Origin of the sequence: Arthrobacter sp. A5 (assembly GCF_051131705.1) — a bacterium.
GTDB lineage: Bacteria > Actinomycetota > Actinomycetes > Actinomycetales > Micrococcaceae > Arthrobacter_M.
The window spans coordinates 2,010,515-2,028,961 of record NZ_CP180316.1; the positions used below are offsets into that span (position 1 = coordinate 2,010,515).

The 18,447-nt window shown below is 67.9% G+C and carries 17 protein-coding genes; 6 read left to right on the top strand and 11 right to left on the bottom strand.

Annotated features, from left to right (window positions below; translation table 11 throughout):
• Positions 1–124 precede the first annotated feature (124 nt).
• On the top strand, positions 125–2,569 hold the full coding sequence (locus ACLLJI_RS09395) for a Tex family protein (RefSeq protein ID WP_434620676.1): 2,445 nt from the start codon (positions 125–127) through the stop codon (positions 2,567–2,569).
• A 25-nt stretch (positions 2,570–2,594) separates the two neighbouring features.
• Here the strand turns inward: ACLLJI_RS09395 and ACLLJI_RS09400 are convergent, their stop codons facing one another.
• The gene (locus tag ACLLJI_RS09400; RefSeq protein WP_434620679.1) at positions 2,595–3,932 is read right to left on the bottom strand and encodes an NAD(P)/FAD-dependent oxidoreductase; all 1,338 of its coding nucleotides are present in this window, start codon (positions 3,930–3,932) and stop codon (positions 2,595–2,597) included.
• A gap of 63 nt (positions 3,933–3,995) precedes the next feature.
• Positions 3,996–4,181, bottom strand: coding sequence for a DUF1508 domain-containing protein (locus tag ACLLJI_RS09405; protein WP_434620682.1), 186 nt, complete (start codon positions 4,179–4,181; stop codon positions 3,996–3,998).
• 199 nt (positions 4,182–4,380) lie between these two features.
• On the opposite strand from ACLLJI_RS09405, the gene ACLLJI_RS09410 reads away from it, so the two are divergent.
• The 4 genes from ACLLJI_RS09410 to ACLLJI_RS09425 all read left to right on the top strand — a co-directional run bounded on the left by ACLLJI_RS09410 (position 4,381) and on the right by ACLLJI_RS09425 (position 7,160).
• Positions 4,381–5,862 (top strand): MFS transporter, encoded by a 1,482-nt coding sequence (locus tag ACLLJI_RS09410; RefSeq protein ID WP_434620685.1) that lies wholly within the window; start codon positions 4,381–4,383, stop codon positions 5,860–5,862.
• Between the two features lie 72 nt (positions 5,863–5,934).
• The gene (locus tag ACLLJI_RS09415) at positions 5,935–6,159 is read left to right on the top strand and encodes a hypothetical protein (RefSeq protein WP_434620688.1); all 225 of its coding nucleotides are present in this window, start codon (positions 5,935–5,937) and stop codon (positions 6,157–6,159) included.
• 78 nt (positions 6,160–6,237) lie between these two features.
• A complete protein-coding gene (locus ACLLJI_RS09420; protein WP_434620691.1) occupies positions 6,238–6,450 on the top strand; it encodes a hypothetical protein in 213 nt (70 codons plus the stop codon).
• Positions 6,451–6,560: 110 nt separating this feature from the next.
• A complete protein-coding gene (locus ACLLJI_RS09425) occupies positions 6,561–7,160 on the top strand; it encodes a class I SAM-dependent methyltransferase (RefSeq protein WP_434620694.1) in 600 nt (199 codons plus the stop codon).
• Here ACLLJI_RS09425 and rfaE2 read toward each other — a convergent pair whose 3' ends face one another.
• Both rfaE2 and ACLLJI_RS09435 read right to left on the bottom strand, forming a co-directional pair.
• Positions 7,161–8,684: a D-glycero-beta-D-manno-heptose 1-phosphate adenylyltransferase gene (rfaE2, locus tag ACLLJI_RS09430; protein WP_434620697.1), complete on the bottom strand. Its 1,524-nt coding sequence runs from the start codon at positions 8,682–8,684 to the stop codon at positions 7,161–7,163.
• On the bottom strand, positions 8,681–10,138 hold the full coding sequence (locus tag ACLLJI_RS09435) for an aldehyde dehydrogenase family protein (protein WP_434620700.1): 1,458 nt from the start codon (positions 10,136–10,138) through the stop codon (positions 8,681–8,683). The genes rfaE2 and ACLLJI_RS09435 overlap by 4 nt, the downstream gene beginning before the upstream one ends.
• Before the next feature lie 180 nt (positions 10,139–10,318).
• Here ACLLJI_RS09435 and ACLLJI_RS09440 point away from each other — a divergent pair, with 180 nt between their 5' ends.
• The gene (locus ACLLJI_RS09440) at positions 10,319–11,581 is read left to right on the top strand and encodes a glycosyltransferase family 9 protein (protein ID WP_434620703.1); all 1,263 of its coding nucleotides are present in this window, start codon (positions 10,319–10,321) and stop codon (positions 11,579–11,581) included.
• On the opposite strand, the gene ACLLJI_RS09445 is transcribed toward ACLLJI_RS09440, so the two are convergent.
• From ACLLJI_RS09445 to ACLLJI_RS09475, 7 genes are read right to left on the bottom strand one after another with little or no spacing between them, the layout of a single operon-like run.
• Positions 11,469–12,170, bottom strand: coding sequence for an SDR family oxidoreductase (locus tag ACLLJI_RS09445; RefSeq protein WP_434620706.1), 702 nt, complete (start codon positions 12,168–12,170; stop codon positions 11,469–11,471). The genes ACLLJI_RS09440 and ACLLJI_RS09445 overlap by 113 nt on opposite strands.
• A 33-nt stretch (positions 12,171–12,203) precedes the next feature.
• The gene (locus ACLLJI_RS09450) at positions 12,204–13,574 is read right to left on the bottom strand and encodes a PfkB family carbohydrate kinase (RefSeq protein ID WP_434620709.1); all 1,371 of its coding nucleotides are present in this window, start codon (positions 13,572–13,574) and stop codon (positions 12,204–12,206) included.
• Positions 13,571–14,314 carry a D-sedoheptulose-7-phosphate isomerase gene (locus tag ACLLJI_RS09455; RefSeq protein ID WP_434620712.1) on the bottom strand — a complete coding sequence of 248 codons (744 nt, stop codon included), beginning with the start codon at positions 14,312–14,314 and terminating at the stop codon, positions 13,571–13,573. Before ACLLJI_RS09455 ends, ACLLJI_RS09450 begins: the two co-directional genes overlap by 4 nt.
• A complete protein-coding gene (locus ACLLJI_RS09460; RefSeq protein ID WP_434620715.1) occupies positions 14,311–15,618 on the bottom strand; it encodes a glycosyltransferase in 1,308 nt (435 codons plus the stop codon). Before ACLLJI_RS09460 ends, ACLLJI_RS09455 begins: the two co-directional genes overlap by 4 nt.
• The gene (locus ACLLJI_RS09465; protein WP_434620718.1) at positions 15,615–16,625 is read right to left on the bottom strand and encodes a glycosyltransferase; all 1,011 of its coding nucleotides are present in this window, start codon (positions 16,623–16,625) and stop codon (positions 15,615–15,617) included. The genes ACLLJI_RS09460 and ACLLJI_RS09465 overlap by 4 nt, the downstream gene beginning before the upstream one ends.
• Complete coding sequence (locus tag ACLLJI_RS09470; protein WP_434620721.1) at positions 16,622–17,704, bottom strand: glycosyltransferase family 9 protein; 1,083 nt, start codon at positions 17,702–17,704, stop codon at positions 16,622–16,624. The genes ACLLJI_RS09465 and ACLLJI_RS09470 overlap by 4 nt, the downstream gene beginning before the upstream one ends.
• Positions 17,701–18,393 carry a D-glycero-alpha-D-manno-heptose-1,7-bisphosphate 7-phosphatase gene (locus ACLLJI_RS09475; protein ID WP_434620724.1) on the bottom strand — a complete coding sequence of 231 codons (693 nt, stop codon included), beginning with the start codon at positions 18,391–18,393 and terminating at the stop codon, positions 17,701–17,703. Before ACLLJI_RS09475 ends, ACLLJI_RS09470 begins: the two co-directional genes overlap by 4 nt.
• Positions 18,394–18,447: the final 54 nt, after the last annotated feature.

Below are 18,447 nucleotides of genomic sequence, written 5' to 3' on the forward strand. Positions count from 1 at the left end.
CACCGTAAGTGACGCCGGGCGCCGTGGGGTCCGGATGGTCCGGATTGGCGGGGCCGCGGTGCGGCGGCGTCCCCGGCATTGCGCGGGATGCGGATGCGCGCCGCTGTAGGGCAAAATGGATCGGGTGACACAGACGACGGAAAGCCTGAACAGCAGTATCCATGCCCGGATCGCTGCGGAGCTCGAGGTGAACCCGTGGCAGGTCAAGGCTGCGGTTAACCTGCTCGACGGCGGTGCAACGGTGCCGTTCGTGGCCCGCTACCGTAAGGAGGCTACGGGCACGCTGGACGACGCGCAGCTGCGCGACCTGGAAGAACGGCTGCGCTACCTCCGGGAGCTCGAAGACCGCCGCCGGGCGGTACTGGAGTCCATCGACGCCCAGGGCAAGCTGACCGCGGAGCTTCGGGCCGCCGTCGCCGCCGCCGGAACGAAGTCCGCACTGGAGGATCTGTACCTTCCGTTCAAGTCCAAGCGCCGGACTAAGGCGCAGATCGCCCGTGCGGCTGGACTGGAACCGCTGGCCGACGCGCTCTTGCGGAACCCGCAGCTGGGTCCGGAACGGGAAGGGGCGCGATACCTAAATCCGGAGCACGGCATCAACGATTCGGCGATGGCCCTGGCCGGCGCCAGGGCCATCCTGACCGAGCGGGCCGGCCAGGATGCCACGCTCCTGAACGAGCTGCGCGAGCGGCTCTGGAAGCAGGGCAGGCTGCGGGCGCAGGTCAAGCCCGGTCAGGAGCTTGAGGGCGCAAAGTTCAAGGACTATTTCGATTTTGCGCAGCCTTTGCGCGCGTTGCCCTCGCACCGGGTGCTGGCCCTGCTGCGGGGTGAAAAGGCAGGCGTCCTCCAGCTGGACGTGGCGGAGGCGGATCCGCGCGATCCTGAAGCCCTTGCCGCCGTCCGGGCCCGTTACGAGAGCGCCGTCGCACGCTCTTTGCGGATCAGCGACCGCGGGCGCCCGGCCGATGCGTGGCTGGCCCAGACCGTACAGCTTGCGTGGCGGTCACGGCTGCTCATCCGGCTTGCCGGCGATCTGCGGACCCGGCTGTTCCTTGCAGCGGAGGAGGAAGCTGTCCGGGTGTTCGCGGCAAACCTTCGCGACGTGCTGCTGGCGGCCCCGGCGGGCAACCGGAACACCCTGGGACTCGATCCGGGGCTGCGCACGGGGGTGAAGGTCGCCGTTGTGGACGGCACCGGCAAGGTCGTGGCCACGGACACCGTCTATCCGCATGCCCCGGCCCGGAGATGGGACGACGCGCTGGCGGTCCTGGCGCGCCTGGCCCGGTCCCACGCCGTCGAACTTATTGCCATCGGCAATGGGACCGCGTCCCGGGAAACGGACAAACTGACCGCCGAGCTGATCACCGAACTTGTGCGGCAGAATCCCGCCCGGATGGTCGCCAAGCTGGTTGTTTCCGAAGCGGGAGCCTCGGTATATTCCGCCTCCGCGCTTGCCTCCGCGGAGCTGCCGGACATGGATGTGTCGCTGCGCGGTGCCGTTTCCATTGCCCGCCGGCTGCAGGATCCGCTGGCCGAGCTCGTCAAGATTGAACCGAAGTCCATCGGCGTGGGTCAATACCAGCACGATCTGACGCCTGTGAAGCTGGACCGGGCACTGGATGCGGTGGTGGAGGACTGCGTGAACGCGGTGGGCGTGGACGTGAACACCGCCTCGCCCGCCCTGTTGGCGCGGGTGGCCGGCGTGGGGACGCTGCTGAGCGCGAACATCGTGGCACACCGCAATGAACACGGGCCGTTCGCCAAGCGATCCGAGCTCAAAAAAGTGCCCCGGCTGGGTGCGAAGGCGTTTGAACAGTGCGCAGGATTTCTGCGCGTCAGTGGGGGAGCGGAGCCGTTGGACGGCACCAGCGTGCATCCCGAGGCCTACGGGGTGGCGCGGAAGATCCTCGCCGCTGCCGGCGCTACGGCGCACGAGGTCGTTGCCGGAGCAGGCGCGGTCGCCACCTTGGTGCCGGAGGACTTCACGGACGAAGTTTTCGGGCTGCCGACGGTGCGGGACATCATCACCGAGCTGGTGAAGCCGGGCCGGGACCCGCGCCCCAAGTTCGCCACGGCCTCGTTCTCCGAGGGGATCGAAAAGATCACCGACCTGCGGGCCGGCATGGTCCTGGAGGGAACCGTCAGCAACGTGGCCGCGTTTGGTGCTTTTGTTGATATTGGCGTACATCAGGACGGCCTGGTGCATGTCTCGGCGATGTCCGCCACCTCTGTCCGCGACCCGCACGAGGTGGTGAAGTCCGGTCAGGTGGTCCGGGTCAAGGTGCTGGAGGTTGATCCGGACCGGAAGCGGATCGCGCTGACGCTGCGGCTGACGGACGAGCCCGCAGCGGCGGAATCCGGACGAGGAAGGCAACCTGCGGCGGTTACCTCTGCGGCAGGTACCGCCGCTGCACGACGGACCGCCGCTGCACGACGGACCCCCGGCCCGGGCGAGCGGGGCAGCATGCCTACCGCGGCTCCGGCCCCGGCAGCGTCGGAACGCACCCGGCCGGCATCGGCAAACACGGCGATGGCCGAGGCGCTCCGCAGGGCCGGTCTGACGAAATAGCCCTGCCGCCGGAGGGGATCGGACGCTAGGGCCTCGTCGGCTCAATGCTGCGGCGGAATGCTTCCCTCGGGTGCTCCCGTGCGCTCATCGGTGTCACGTTGCGCTTGGTGAAGGCATGCATCAGCCAGGTGGCAAAAATATGCCACTTCCGGTTGTAGGTTGGCGTGGCCAGTCCGTGGTACAGCCGGTCCACGAACCACGCTGGGCGGTTCTTCAGCTCAATTCCCATGATGATCGCCGCGCCCCGCCCGACGCCGTAGCTGGCAACGGCCCCCATCGACTTGTGGCGGTATTCCGCGATCGGGCGGCCGTGGAGTTCCGCGGCGATGTTTTTGGCCAGCAACTTGGCCTGCCGGACCGCATTCTGGGCGTTCGGGGGATAGTACGCCGGTTGCTTTTCCACGGTGAGGTCCGGGACCTGGGCGTTATCCCCGGCCGCCCACGCGCCGGCAACCGGTGCGCCGTCGTCGTCAATGACCTGAAGACGGGCATTGGCATTTACGTGCCCCTTTGGGCCGCGCGGCACATTTGTTGCATCGAGCGTTGGATTGGGTTTGACCCCGGCGGTCCATACGATCGTATTGGCGAAGAATGAGTCGCCGTCGCTCAGCACGACCTCGGACTCCACGCACGACTTCATCGTCGTCTTCAGCCGCACGTCGATGCCCCGCCGGCGCAGCTCGGATAGGGTCCACCCGGAAAGCCTGACGCCGACCTCCGGCGCCACCCGTTCCAGTGCCTCAATGAGCACCCACCTGAGCTCTGATCTGCTGAGCGCGGGATATTCATCAACGGCGAGTTTAGAAAGATCGTTGAGCTCGGAAAGGGCTTCCACTCCGGTGTAGCCGGCGCCGACGAAGACGAATGTCAGGGCCCTGGAGCGATCCGCCGGGTCGGTGGCGGCGGCCGCAAGCGCGACGTTTTCCAGCACCTGATCGCGCACGTAGATGGCCTCTTCAAGGGTTTTAAAGCCGACGGCGTTTTCCCCAAGTCCCGGTGTCGGAAAGGTCCTCGTGACCGCACCCAGCGCCAGCACGACGTGGTCATAATCCATGCTGACCGTCGCACCGGTGATGGATTCGAGGACCGCGGACTTCTTGTTCACGTCCAGGGAGGTCAGCCGTCCTCTGAACAGGTCGACGTTTTTGAGCGCCCGAGCCAGATCCACTGCGACGCTGCCGGCATCGAGTTCACCGCCGGCGACTTCCGGAAGCAACGGCTGATAGGTCATGTACGAGTTTGGCTCAACCACGGTGATTTTGACCGCCGAAGGGGACAGTTCCTTGCGGAGGCCCCAGGCGGTGTAGAGGCCGACGTACCCGCCTCCGAGAATGAGGACATGTGCTGTGCTGGCCGAGGACATATGCGCTCCCTGATGCTGGGTTACCTGTACCTGAAGTCAGCATTCTCCCCCTCGGGCCGCACGTCAACCGCCGGTAACGGCCGGCGCCGGAAGCCCGGCCGCGATCTCGCGGGCGGCGGCGATTCCCGCCACGGCGGCGGCCTTGGTCTCGAAGGTCACGGATACGGCCAACAATTCACCCCTGCCGTCCGTCAACCGCACACGGTAACGGCCCTCGGGTGCCATAACCAGCTCAAAATATCCGGACATCTTCCGCCTTCAATTGACAGCCATCGATCATCCTTGCCTCATTGTAAGGTTCCTTATGGATTAGGGCGAGCGAATCTTCGGCGGACCGCAACGTACTGGTTTTTGGGACGGGTATTCGCGGTGGGTACGTACAGCCGCAGGCGCCGCTGCACAATGCTGCTGCATAATGAGGGACTGTAATACCGAAAGGGGACACGGGATGAGCGGGCAGGCCGGTGGGGCCAACGACAGCGCGGGGCGGCACGCGCAGCGGACGACGGCGCAGCGGACCGTGCTGCTGGTGGCGATCCTCGCCTCCTTCGTGGCGTTCCTCGATGGCGCCATCGTCAACGTCGCGCTGCCGGCGATCACGGCCGATTTGGGCGGTGGCATTGCCCTGCAGCAGTGGGTGATCGACGCTTACCTGCTGACCTTGGGCGCATTGATCCTGGTTGCCGGTGCCATCTCGGATGCGTTCGGGCGCGTGCGGATCCTCCGGGTGGGTCTGCTGGTGTTCGGCGCTGCCTCTCTTGGCTGCGCGCTGGCCCCCGCGGGTGCGCTGCTCATCGCGGCCCGTGCCGTCCAGGGCGCCGGAGCGGCCATGCTCGTGCCGAGCTCCCTCGCCCTGATCACCGCAACATTCACCGGGCCTGCGCGGGCCAAGGCGATCGGCACGTGGACAGGGTGGACGGGAACGGCGTTCGTGGCCGGCCCGCTGCTGGGCGGCCTGCTGGTGGACTCCGTGAGCTGGCGGCTGATCTTTGGCATCAATATCGTTCCCATTGCCGCCACGCTGCTGCTCCTGCTGCGGCTGAAAATTTCCGCACCCGCGGCGCGGCGGGTGCGGGTGGACCTTGCGGGCGCCGTGCTTGCCGCGGCGGGCCTTGGTGGTCCGGTATTTGCACTCATCGAACAGCAACGGCTGGGGTGGCACAGCCCGGCGGTGTCGGTCCCATTCGGTGCCGGACTCCTGGGCTTCGGAACGTTCCTGTGGTGGGAACATCGGACTCCAAATCCGATGATGCCGCTGCGGCTGTTCCGAATCCGGAACTTCGGCATCGGGAACCTGGCTACGGCTTTCATCTATGCCGGTCTCTCCCTGGGCCAGCTGGTGGTGGTGCTCTTTCTGCAGGAGGTTGCGGGGCTTTCCGCCTCCGAGGCCGGCCTGGCGACGATTCCCGTGGCCGTGCTGTCGCTGCTGCTGGCGGGCGTGTTCGGTGGACTGGCCGGGAAACACGGTCCGCGGTTCTTTATGGCCGCCGGGCCGCTGGTGACTGGAACCGGATACCTGCTGATGCTGTCCGCGCACCTGCCGTTCAATTTCTGGACACAGGTGCTGCCAGGCCTGATGCTCTTCGGGCTCGGGCTCTCCATCACGGTCGCCCCGCTGACGGCTGCCATCCTGGGATCCGTGCGGCCGGAACAGAGCGGAATCGGCTCCGCGATCAATAACGCGGTCTCGCGCGTGGCGGGGCTGATCGCGGTCGCCTTCGCCGGCGTCATCGTGAACGGAGCGCTCGACGTCGGCGGCTTCCACCGGGTACTGGTCGTCACCGTGCTGCTTTTCGCCGTCGGCGCCGTCATCTCCGCGGTGGGAATCAGCAACCGAAGCATTTCGCCCGACCGGATTCCGGACGAAGCTGCGGCGAACTGCCGGGACCGCGCATCCGCGGGCGGTACCGACCGCGGACCCGATAGATAAGCTGCCGCCGCGGCAGGTCGTCCCGTGGCAGAAGAGAGTCGGCAGACGGTGTCTGTCGGACAGGCTGATGGTATGGCGGCGACGACCACGCCGAGCACGACGCCGGTCAGCGTGTCCAGCACGCGGCTGACGGCGAACCCGGCGGCCAGCGCTGAGGCGGCCTCGTGCCGGGCCAGTCCCAGCGGTACGAGAAGGAACGGCGCCAGCGCAACGGCGCAGCCTACCGCCGCTCCCAGTGCCATCCCGGCCATGGCCTCGGGAGAGCGGGACAGGGTGGTGCGTAACCGGCTGCGGTAGCTGCGGCGACAATGCTCAGCGGCGCGTCGACCACTAAGCACGTCGACCACCAAGCACGCCGACCGGCTCACTGCGGCCGTGCTCGTCGAACTGCTTCGCTGGGGGCGCGACGGGCGGGTGGTGCTGCTCCGGCTCACCGACCAGGGCCATGCTCTCGTGGACTCGCAATTCCCCCGCTGCCTGGAGCGCGACCGGCAGCTGTTGGAGGGCATTGACAGGGCGGACCGCGAGGTGCTGGGCGCCCTGCTGCGCTGGATCTCTGCCAACGCCGAAGTCGGATCACGGTGGTAGATCAGCGCAGCCTGAGCGGAGTCGGGACTCGCCCCGAGTCCGGCCTTGACGGCCCGGCGGGAGCACAAGAGTGGTGTCGGCGCTCGGTCGGCAGGGCATAGGCTGTCGGGATGCGGGAAGAATCATTGTGGCAGGCGCAAAAGCGCGCGAATCCGGGACACTCGGCCTGGTATATCCAGCGGTTCGAGAAGATGCGGGCCGACGGCGCCGACCTGGATGGTGAGGCCAGGCTGATCGACGCGATGGTGCCGCGCGGAAGCCGGATCCTGGACGCAGGATGTGGTACCGGCAGGGTGGGGGGCGAGCTGGGCTGGCGTGGACATACCGTGGTGGGTGTCGATGCGGATGCCGAACTGATCGAGGCAGCGCAAGCGGACCACCCGGACCCAACCTGGCTGACCGGAGATTTGGCGGAACTGGACTTGCCGGCCCTGGGCATCACGGAGCCGTTCGACCTTATCGTCAGCGCCGGAAACGTGATGACGTTCCTCGCACCGGGCAGTGCCGGGTTGGTGCTGGAAAACCTCAAGCGGCATCTGGCTCCGCAGGGCCGCCTGGTGACAGGCTTCGGCGCGGGCCGCGGCTACGGCTTTGACCGGTTTTTCGCCGACGCAACGGATGCGGGACTTCAGTGCCAGTCCCGGTTCGCGACCTGGGATCTTAGGCCGTGGAGACCGGCATCGGACTTTCTGGTGGCGGTCTTCGCTTAGCTAGCCGCGGATCCGCCGGACCACCGCCGTCGTCGAATGCTCGGGGACGTAGTCCAAGATGCGCACCTGGCCGCCGTATTCCTCTACCGCTCCGGTCTCCTCCAGCATGTCCGGTGTATAGTCACCGCCCTTGGCGTAGACGTCCGGCCGCAGCCCCGTGATCAGCGGGATCGGCGTCGCGGAATCAAAGACGGTGACATAGTCCACGCAACTCAGCGCGGCGATGACGGCTGCCCGGTCCCCGACGGTGTTGATCGGCCGGTCCGGCCCCTTGAGCCGGCGCACGCTGTCGTCGCTGTTGAGGGCGACCACCAGAATGTCACCCAGTTGCTTGGCCTGATTGAGATAGCGGGTATGGCCGCGGTGCAGCACGTCGAAACAGCCGTTTGTCAGCACGATCCGCCGCCCGTCGGCACGTTCGGAGGCGATCTTAGCCAGGAGTTCGTCGGCGTCCAGCGCAGTGTCGGCGAAGCCGGCTAGGTGCCGGGTCAAATCCACAGTGCTGCAGACGGAGGTTCCCTGCCGTAGCACGACGACGTCGGCCGCCGCCTGCGCGAGGTCCGCGCAGGTGCTCAGCGGCAGTTCCGCCGCCCGGGCGATGGTCAACGCCGCGACGAACGTATCGCCGGCCCCGGAGGCCTGTTTTTCCGTGGCCGGTCTCGCCCAGGTCCGGTGAACGGTGCCGTCCCGGCTGAGCAGCACCGTGCCGTCACGGTCCAGGGTCACGATGGCGGCCCCGCTCCGCGTTGCGGTCAGCAGCTGCCGCTGGTGATCGACGAAGAGGTCCGCGCGCGCGGCACCGGCGGGAAGCGGCCGATCAATGACCCGGGCCGCCTCCGCGGCGTTGGGAGTCACGAGGTCCGGTTCCAGAGCGGCCCATGGGCGTGGATCGTGGGCATCCACCAGCACCAGCGGGCGCGCACGGCCGACAGGATCAGCCCGATCGGCGAGATCAGCGGGATCGTCGCCCCTTGCCAGCTCGGTGAGCAAAGCCGTGGCCACCGCCCCGGTCAAAGCGCCGAGGCCGTAGTCGCAGATCACGGCGGCGTCAGCCGTTGCCAAGCATCCCGGCAGCCGCTGCGCCAGCAGGCGCAGTGCGTCCGGATCGGGATTCCCCGCCGGTTCATCCATCCGCAGCATGACCTGTCCGGCGCTGAGAACGCGGCACTTCGTCGTCGTCGATTGACCCGTATGGGCCACCAGCCCCGATACGTCCACCCCGGCATGCTGGAGAAGCTGCCTGAGTGCGGCGCCGGCATTATCGTCGCCCACCAGCCCTACCAGCCGTACTTGGGCACCGAGTGCCGCAAGGTTCATGGCCGTATTCGCGGCTCCGCCCGGGGCATACTCCCGATGCTGTATTTCCACCACGGGTGCCGGGGCCTCCCGACACAGTCGTTCGATGACGCCGGTCCACCAGCCATCCAGAATGACGTCGCCGATCACCGTGACTCTCGGAGACAGTTCCGCGAGCCTGCGGGGCAGCCATTCGGTGAGCCCGCGCTGATCCATCATCGGACTCATTGCGGCTCCTGGACCGTGTCGGTCTGGACCGGGTCGGTCTGTGGGGACTCTGGTGGTGTGTCCGCGGCCGGCGGGATGCTGACATGGACCACCTTCACTCGGGTGAATTCGTCGAGCAGTTCGGGTCCATATCCGAATCCGTCACCGCTTGCTCCGCGGGGCTGGGCGGATCCCCCGGGTGCGCCGCCGAAGACGGCGTTGATCTTCACCGTCCCCACCGGCAGCGCGGCCACCGCGCGGTGGGCGTGCTCGATGCTGCCGGTCAGTATCGTGGCGGCCAGCCCGTAGCGTCCGGCGGAAGCAAGCCGGAGGCCTTCAGCGAAGTCCGCCACGACCTGCACCGGGGCCACGGGACCAAACGTTTCGTCGGTCATGATCTCCATCCGTTCCGTGCACCCCAGCAGCACGGTGGCCGGATAGTACGCCCCCGGCCCCGCGGGAACGGCGCCGCCGGCAGTGGCCCGGGCACCGAGCGCGATGGCGTGGGCGACCTGGGCGTGGACGACGTCGCGCAACCGGGTGTCCACCAGCGGGGCCAGCGGATGCTCCGCGTTGCGCCGTCGCGCCTGCTCGGCCAGCGCGGAGCAGAAGGGATCGGCAATGTCCTGATGAACATAGATCCGTTCCACAGACGTGCAGATCTGACCGCTGTTGCTGAAGGCCCCGATGGCGGCCTGCTCCGCAGCCCAGGCGGGATCAACGCCGGCATCCACCACCAGCGGGTCGTTGCCGCCGTTCTCGCGGACAACGTGGGCCCCCGTCAGCACCGCCGCCCGCGCTATCCGCAGCCCGGAGGCGCTCGATCCCACGTGGGCAAAGACGTCGGCATCGGTGGTGGTCAGCATGGCACCCACCTCGGGGCCTCCCGTCAGGGTAAGGAGGACGCCGGGCGGAAAGACGCGGGAGAGCAGCTCGCCCAACAGCAGACCCAGGTGTGGGCACCGCTCGCTGGGCTTGTGGATCACGGTATTGCCGGTCACCAAAGCCGCACCGATGAGACCCGCGGCGACGGCCACCGGATCATTCCACGGTGTCAGCAGCACCGCCACGCCGCGCGCCTCGGCGACGGTGTAGTCGGCGGCCAGGACGCTGCCGCGCAAGCTGTGTCCGCGGTGTACCGGCCCCAGTTCCGCGTGCTGCTCCAGTGTTGCTACTCCGGCCCGGATACCGGCCAGTGCTTCGTCAACGGGGCGGCCCGTTTCGCGGCCGTTCATTTCCGCCAGCGCGTCGGCGCCTTCCGCGAGGGCATTGGCGGCCGAGCGCAACAGTACGCCGCGCCGCTGAGGGTCCATCCGGGTCCAGTCCGGCTGGGCCGCCCTTGACACGGAGAGGGCCAGCGCCACCTCTTCGCGGGTAGCTGCACCGAGCGTGCCCACTGGCGAGCCGGAGCGCGGATCGTACACCCTGAGGACGGCCGCGGCGGGGGAGGTGGCGGGCTCGGTCAACGATGTCATGGCATCCTCACGGTTCGCTCGGTTCGCTCGGTTCGCTCGGTTCGCTCGGTTCGGCACGGGTTTTGCCGTTAATTGCCTCTTCGGGATTCCTTACCCGAGCCGGAGATAGTTCAGACAGCAGGTGCCGAAGAGATTTCCCGGTGGCGCGCCTGCGCGCCTTCGGCCTATGGTGAACCGGGAATGCTGACGAAGGGAGAGCGCGTGGACCACGAGCCGATTGCGGATTTTGGCGGAGGAGCGGTGCGGGGCACCGGGGTGGGGCCGCTGCTGCAGCGCTTTCCCGACGTCCGCCGGATCGCCGTGTTGCGGGGTGGGGGCCTGGGAGATCTGATGTTTGCGCTGCCGGCGCTGCAGGCGCTGTCGGCGTGTTATCCCGAGGCCCAGCTCGTGCTGCTCGGCACGCCGGTGCATGCGGCACTGCTCGGGGAGACGCACAGCCCGGTGCACCGGGTGGAGGTGCTGCCATACGCCGAGGGAGTGCGGCCGGGGCCGGAAGATCCGCTGGCGCAGGCTGGGTTCTTCGCGCGGATGCGTGCGGAGAACTTCGATCTTGCCATCCAGCTGCACGGTGGCGGACGGTATTCGAACCCCTTTCTCCTCGGGCTGGGGGCCCGGCACACCGTCGGCATGCGAACCCCGGATGCCGTCCGGCTGGAACGCACGATTCCGTACATTTACTATCAGCATGAGCAGTCGAGGTCCCTCGAGGTCGCCGGTCTTGCCGGAGCCGCGCCGGTGGACCTGGAGACCAGGCTGCACCCCCGGGAAGAGGCCCGGCGCACCATCTGGGATCTGCTCCAAGGAAGCGCGCAGTCCCGGTCCCCGCTGCTGACGATTCATCCGGGCGCGACAGATGCGCGCCGCCGCTGGCCGGTGAAATCGTTCGCCCGAGTAGCCGCGGCCGCCGCGGCTGCCGGCAGCCGGGTGTTCGTCGTCGGGGACGAGGCGGATAAGGCGCTCGCGGACGACGTCGTCGGGTTGGCGGCGGGGGACGGCGGCGCTGTGCGTTCCCTGGCCGGACGGCTGAGCCTTGGGGAGCTGACGGCGCTGCTGGTGGCCAGCGACGTCATGCTGGGTAACGACAGCGGCCCGCGTCACCTTGCGCAGGCGGTGGGTACGCCAACGGTGGGGATTTACTGGGTCGGCAATGCAATTAACGCGGGCGCGCTTGGCCGCACGCTGCACCGCCTCCACCTTTCCTGGGTGACCAACTGCCGGGTATGCGGTGTGGACGTCACCCAGGTTGGGTGGACGGCGGAGCGCTGTGCACATGACGAGTCCCTTGTCTCACCGATCCGACCCGAAGCGGTCTACGGGGACGTGCGGGACCTCACGGCCACGAGCCTTCTTCTTCGTGACAGATCAGCATCTCGCGCACTTCGCAGCCGATCGGTTGGGACAGCGCAAACAGAATGGCCTGTGCCACCCGTGCCGGGTCATTGAGCCGCGAATCGTCCTGCGGCTTGTACTGCTCATCCCGGTCGTCAAAGAAGTGCGTCTTCATGCCGCCCGGAATTATTGTAGTGACGCCGATCCGGCCCCCTGTTTCCGCCGCGAGTGCCTGGCTGAATCCAAGTACGCCGAACTTCGAAGCGCAGTAGGCGGTCGCGTCCGAGACGCCGCGCCTGGCCAGCGTTGAGGCGATGGTGATCACGCGGCCGTGCGAGGACGTCAGGTACGGCAGCGCGGCGCGGACCACGGAGACGGTGCCCAGCAGGTTGACGCTGATCACCTTTTCCCACTCGTCCGCCGGAACGTCGTCGAGCCTGCCGCAGCGGTCCGTCCCGGCTGCGGTGACGACGGCGTCGAGCCCGCCGAGCGTCTCGGCCGCCTCTTCAACGGCGGCCGTCACCGCTTCCCGGTCCGAGACGTCCACCTCGAAGGCCTTGGCGGCGGCCACGTTCCTGATATCGCGGTCCAGCACCACCGGCGTGCCGCCGGCTTCCAGAACGGCGCTCACGACGGCGGCGCCGAGGCCCGACGCTCCGCCGGTCACCAATACGCGGCCCGGGTTGAAGGTATTTGAGTTCATGATTGTCCTCACTTCTCGTTTGACGTGCAGTTGTCAGCCAGCTTCCGAGAGGGCGGCTGCCAGTTTGCTGGTGGAATGTGCCGGGTAGTACGGGACGGTGACGGTTCGGCCGCCCCAGGAACGGATCAGCCCGGCTTCTGGAAGTTCGTCGGCGTCGTAGTCGGCGCCCTTGACCCACAGGTCCGGGCGCAGACGTTCCAGGGCCGGTTCCGGGGTGTCCTCCTCAAAGACGAGCACGGCATCGACGCATTCCAGGGACAACAGCAGTTCCGCCCTGTCATGCTGGCCGATGATGGGCCGTTGGTCTCCCTTGAGCCTGCGGGTCGAGGCATCGGAGTTCAGGCAGACAATCAGGCAATCGCCCAGGGCCCGGGCAGCGGCCAGCGTCCGCGAATGACCGGCATGCAGCAGATCAAAACAGCCTCCGGTGGCCACAACGGTGCCGCTTTTTTCCCTCGTCAGCTGCGCCACGCGGAGGGCATCGATGCTGTCGGAGCGCATCTGCACCGGTTGGCCGCCCTGACGGAGTGTCAGCACGCCGCCCGCGGCCAGGAAGGCCGCTGCCTCGTGGACAGCGGTATGTGCTGCACCCGCCAAATCCCGCCCGCTTCCCAGCTGCACTGCCAGGCTGGCGGCGAGGCGGTCACCGGCGCCGCAGGGATCGGCGACCTGCACCTTGGGTGCGGGGACGAGGTGCGGGACTCCGCCGTCACCGGTCAGCAGCATCGCCCCGCCGGCACCGAGGGTGACCAGTACGGCCCCGGTTTCCCAGCGCTGCAGTAAAACCGAACCGGCCAAGGCTGCGCCCGGAAGGGCATCCGCCGGAGCCCCGGCCGCAGCGGCCCGTGTGGCCTCCGAAAGGTTTGGTGTGACGACCGTCGAGCCGGGGACGGGGTCCGCCCCGGACGGGTGTGGATCCCACACCAGCGGAATCTCACCGGCGCGTTGCTGAAGTGCCTCGCGCAGACGGCCGTTGAACGTCAGGCCGCGGCCGTAGTCGGACACCAGCAAGATGTCCGCCTCGTTGACGGCAGCCAGCATCGCAGCCGTGACGTCGGGGACCGAAGCCGGACCGCAGCCCTCGTCGAAACGGACAATCGGCTGGCCCTGGGCGCGGATCCGGGACTTCACCGGTGTGGCGGCTCCCGAGGCGCCGGAGACGACGTCGAGACAGGCGAGCGGCCCGCGCAGATCCGCCGCGGCACGGTCATCGGAGAGCACCGTGACAAGACGGACCCGGTGGCCGTCCCGGGCGAGCATGGCGGCAACCAATCCCGCGCCGCCGGCCCGTCGGGTCACCCGGGAAACGTCCACCACCGGAACGGGAGCATCCGGGCACAGCCGGTCCGCGGTGCCATCCATGTCCACATCCAGCAGGACATCTCCCACGACGACGATATTCATTTGTTCCTCCCGGGCAAGGCGGCGGCCGCGCGTACCGGTCGTTGGGCCCGGGCGCGTGTTACTTCGGAGTCGAAGGCCCGGCAGAGAGCGTGTAAGGCGATCAGGTGCCCCTCCTGGGCATTCGCCGGGAGGGCATTGACGGCAATCGAGTCATCGCAGCTGCGGGTCAGGGGATTGGGTCCGCGCCCGGTCAGTGCCCAGGTGGATACGCCGGCCGCACGGGCCGCTTCCACCGCCTTGAGTAAATTTGGGCTACGGCCGCTGGTGGAAATCAGCAGCAGCACGTCGCCTACCCTGCCATGGGCACGTACCTGGCGGGCGAAGATCTCCTCATAGCCGTAGTCGTTGCCGATCGCCGTCAGAGCGGACGTTTCCGCGTGCAGCGCGATCGCTGAAAAGGGTTCCCGTTCGCCGTCGAACCGGCCGACCAGTTCCGCGGTGAGGTGTTGGGCCTCGGCCGCGGAACCGCCGTTGCCGGCCGTGAGAAGACGCTGGCCGCTCATGAGCCGGCGGGCCAGATCCGTCCCCCAGCGGCTCAAATGGTTTGCCTCACGCCGCAGCGACTCAAGCGCTGGTGCCACGTTGTCCAGGTGCTGGAGCACGGACAGCAACGCGGGACCGGCCGCCCCGGGGGCCTTCGCCGTATCGGAATCGTGAAGCAGCCGGGGCGCCGGGTCGGAAGGGGGAGCCGGTTGGGCCGAGTTGGGATCGGTAGGCGCCGTGATGGGTTCAGTGGTCATAATGCTGTACCTTCCATCCTGTGCAGGTCTCCCCGGTACAGGCCTTCCCTGTGCCGGTACCCCATGGGCAGGTCAGCGCGGGACAGCAACGAACTGAGCGTGTTTTGATAGAATTTTTCGGTTTCGGCGGCAACCCGCTCCCACGAGTACCGGGAGCGGACCCTCGCTTGCCCGGCCCGTCCCAGCCGCGCCCGCAGGGTAGCGTCCCTCAACAGCTCACCAACGGCGTCGGCGATCGCCGCCGGATTCATGGGGGGAACCTGGAGCCCGGTGGAACGGTCGACGACGGTGTCGATCAGACCGCCAACCGCTGCGGCGACCACCGGAATGCCGCAGGCCATGGCCTCCAGCGGGACGATGCCAAAGGGCTCGTACCAGGGCGCACAGATGATCGCGTCGGCGCTGCGCAGCACGGCCGGCATGCTGTCCCGCGGCACCTGACCGCGCAGCGTCACGCGGTCCTCTACTCCCAGCTCCCGGGCCAAGGCCAACAGACGGCGGGCCTCGGGATCGGCATCGAGCGCATGCGAATCGCCGGCCCCGCCCACCACGATGAGTTCGATGTCGTCGATCCCCGCCGTGCGCAGCAGCGGCAGGGCACGGATCACCAGATCCACGCCCTTACGGGGCACCAGCCGTCCCACACTGATGATCCGGTGCCGGCGTCCGCGGGCCTCCGCGGGACCGGTGGCGCAGAAAAGGTCCAGATCCACCCCGCAGGGTGCAATGGAGACCTTGGAACCGGAAACGCCCATCGTCTTGAGCTCGAAGAGCTCGTCTGAACATGTCGCGATGACCCGGTCGACGGCCCGTCCGACGGATGGCTCCAGCCACGCTCGTTCCGCGGGGCTGGTGTCCTGCGGGCCCTGATGGCGCCGCTTCACGGTGCCCAGGGCGTGGAACGTCTGGACCACCGGCACCGGGTAGCCGCCGCCGTCGAAGCGCCGCGCCGCATCAAGTGCGGCGACACCGGACATCCAGAAGTGGGCGTGCACGACATCCGGCGGATGGTCGCCCCAGTCGGCGGCCAATCCGTCTGCCAGCACGCTCATATAGGGCAGCAGCTCATCCTTGGGAATGTGTTCCGCGGGTCCGGCGCTGACATGCACCACCTCGAGCCCGGGCTGCACCCGGACCCGCTCCGGAAGGTCGCTGCTGTCCCGGCGCGTGTAGACGGTGACATCGTGGCCCCGGCCGGCCAAGGCCACCGAGAGGGCTGCAACGTGGACATTCTGACCACCGGCGTCGACGCCGCCCAAGGCAGCCAGCGGGCTGGCATGTTCGGAAACCATCGAAATCTTCACAGCTGGCTCCTTGCCGTCATAGGTGTGCTCCGGCCCGTATCGCGGCGGCGGTGCGCATTTCCCAGCACTTCATCCCAGGCGCGGAGGAAGGGTGCCAGACCAAACCTGGCGAGCACCGCCTCGCGGGCGGCCCTACCGCGTCTGCGGGCTTCCTCCGGGTCGTTGATCAGCTCGGACGCCGCCGCGCACAGATCCTCGATGCTGGTGGAAATGGCGCCGGCCTCGGGCGGGACGGCCCGGCTCGCCTCGGTGCTGGCGAGCGCAATCACCGGCATGCCCAAATGCATGGCCTCCAGAAGGGCAAGGCCCAGCGAGGTCCAGCGCATCGGGTGAAGATAGACCCGGCAGCGGCTCAGCTGCTGGTGCAGCACCGCCGAAGGAAGATCCCCGCGGACGGTCAGTGAGTCGGGCGCAAGTCCCAAGGCCTGCGGCAGATTCTGCCCTCCCATGCCGAAGACCTCCAGCGGAGCCCGCTGTGAAAAGCGCGGCAGCAGATCCGTTCCGGTGACCCGCCACCGACGCACCGGTTCGTTGATCACCACGCCAAGATGGGGGATCTCTCCGGTGTACAAATACCCGGGATCGACAATCCCGTGCTCAATGACAACTGTCCGGGCGGCGCCGGTGTCCCAGAACAGTTGGTTAAAGTGAGTCACATGCACCACCGGGATGTCGGATTGGCCGGCCAGCGGGTGCAGCGACGTCGGCACATCCCCTTTCGGCGTGTTGTGCTCCAGGTAGACCGCAGGGATATCGCGGCCAGGGCGTCTGCCCAGGAGCTGTTCACAGGCGTCGAATTCTTCCGGACGCTGCAAGACGACGACGTCGACCTCAGCCTCCCGCAGGTCGGCCGCGTCCACCTCACGGGCATTGGCCGGCCAGTCCCGGCCGCCCCGGCCCAGGCCCCAGGATCCCCCTTCCGCGGTGACCGGCAGCAGGTATTCGTGCCCACCCTGGACGAATGCGTCCGTCCAGCCCCCGTGGACGTGCCACAACAGAACTTTCACCGCTTCTTCACTTCCCTTCGGGTCTGCAGCGAGGAAACGCCGCTGAGCAGCCGGTCAACGGCTTCCGCCACCTCTTCGGGTGAGACGGACGTAAGGCACGGATGGCCCGGCACCGGGCACTCCCGCGCCCTGCTGAGCCGGCAGAGCGCGTTTTGATCCCCCAACAGTTCCAAGGGAACACCGTAGGGAGCCCAGCGCACGGCCTGAACCACCGGCGAGAACAGCGAGACCACGGGAGTGCCGGTGGCCGCGGCCAGATGCGCCGGGCCGGTGTTGCCGGTAATGAGCACCGATGCCCCCGCCACGACTCCGGCGAGGGTGGCCAGATCGGTTTCCCCGCCCAGATCCAGCCCCGCCACACCGGCCACGGTGGCCGTGAGAGGGGTTTCGCCAGCGGAGCCGGTCACAACGACGCGGTACCCGGCGCCGCTGAGCAACTCGACCGCTGCCGCGTGGTGCAGCGCGGGCCACCGGCGCGAGGGTACAGCGGCGCCGGGATGGACGGCAATATAGGGCTCGGTCCCGACCAATGCGGTGACATCGGGGACATCCTTCACCCGCAGCCTCCCGTCGTCCCCGGGCCGGAGCAGGTACCCGGCGGCACGGGCAATGGCAAGGGCCCGTTCCGCCTCGGGCTGGTCCTCCGGAAAGTCCTCGCCGGGACGGAGCCGGACATCCAACAAGGAGCCCGCATAGTCCGTGGAAGCTCCGGTGATCAGCGGGACCCCGGCCAGACGAAGCGCCAGAGCCAGTGGCAGGGGTGACTGATGGAAGGAGGTCAGAATGACCGCCTCGTCCACGGCTGCGGCGCGGACAAAGTCGATCAGCTGCTGCATCAGCGCGGCACTCGCGGCCGGGGCGGGATGGACGATCCAGGGGCACTCCCAGGTGAACTGGGCGGTAACTCCGGGCAACAATGCCCCTGCGGCTTCGCCCTGCGGGCCGGTGAGCAAAATCACGTCGGCCGGACGGGCGCCGCCGCCGGTGCCACCTCCGCCGGCGATGGCCCGCACCGCCGGTCCCGCCAACAATACGTCCCCGGCGCTGTCGAGCCTGGCGACCAGAACGCGCCGGGTCATCGGGGACTCCGCGCGGGCCGGAGGGCGCCCTTTGGGTCGTGTTGCCATTGGCTCTGCGCAATGGCAAGTCCCTGTTGCCGAAGCGGCACCTCAGCCTGTCCTAGGGTGGGGGTCGCGCAGATATCGAGCAGAAGTTGGAGTGCGGCGTCAAGGGTTTCCGCGACCAACGGACTCTGTGCCACCTCGTGGGCCAGAGTCACCGCCGTCGGCACCAGGACACCGACGGCCCCGGCAGCCCGGGCGGCGTCGACATCGGAGCCAATATCGCCAACAAAGGCCGTCCGGGACGGTGATATCCCCAGTTCGCGGCACGCCGCGAAGATCATGCCGGGCTTGGGCTTGCGGCACCGACAGTCGCTGTGCGGGGCGTGCGGACAGATTTCCCACACGTCAAAGGCGCCGAACAGAGCGTCTACCCGGCGGTTGACGGCTTCCACCTGGCTGCCGGTCAGGAGCCCGCGGGCGATTCCCGACTGATTGCTGAGGACACCGGTCCGAACGCCGGCCCGGCGCACGGTGGCTACGGCGTTTACGGCTCCCGGTATTGGTACGACCAGCTCCGGATCCGAGTTATAAGGCTCGTCCACCACCAGCGTTCCGTCACGATCAAAGAGGACGGCATCAAAAAGGACGGCCAAAGATGGCGTGATCGCCGTCCGGGCCTTTTCGTCCTCGCCGGTACTCGTCATAAAGGCACTGTTCCCCAATGAATGCGGAGCTAAACAGGGCCCGTAGAAGTTCTT